The sequence below is a fragment of the Vibrio sp. 2134-1 genome (genome assembly GCF_033339495.1).
This window is the reverse complement of sequence record NZ_JAWOUS010000886.1, coordinates 1-534: the sequence shown is the minus strand read 5'-3', so window position 1 is coordinate 534 and position 534 is coordinate 1. Positions and strand designations below refer to the sequence as shown.

1 protein-coding gene is annotated in these 534 nt (G+C 48.5%); it reads right to left on the bottom strand.

Annotation, left to right across the window (positions count from 1 at the left end; translation table 11 throughout):
- Nucleotides 1–534, bottom strand: a 534-nt coding sequence (locus tag R7R78_RS29080) for a PTS transporter subunit EIIC (protein WP_225474960.1), incomplete at both ends; no start/stop codon positions are given.

The window sequence follows — 534 nt, the reverse complement described above, 5'->3', positions numbered from 1 at the left end:
GCTCATCCTGCTTTTTACTGATGATAATGATGCCAACCACTGCCGATGCTTGAGCAATGTTCGATAGTGCAATTAAAGGCCAAATCGGAGTACCACCCAATTCTTGCATCAACTGTAAGTCAACGGCATTGGTTGTGTGGTGGATACCAGTAATCACAAGTGGCGCGTATAAGAAGCCAAAGATGGTAGAGCCAATCATCGCGAAGTCACCGGTCATGGCCGCTTTGGCTGCGAATGCCACGCCATCACCCAACATGCGACCAAATGGACCAATGATCGAGTGCGCTAAAATCACCGAGGCAATGAGAGAAACAAACGGCACGACCACGAGGTATAGATAAGATGGGATGATGCGTTTTAAGTGCGTTTCGATAAACGCCAGTGCCATACCCGCTAACATCGCTGGAATCACCTGCGCCTGATAGCCCACTTTCTCAATAACAAACAATCCGAAATCCCAGACTTCTGGTGCTTGTTTACCGATCAAGTACGCGTTCATTAACTGCGGCGAAACCAACGTCACACCAAGCGTGA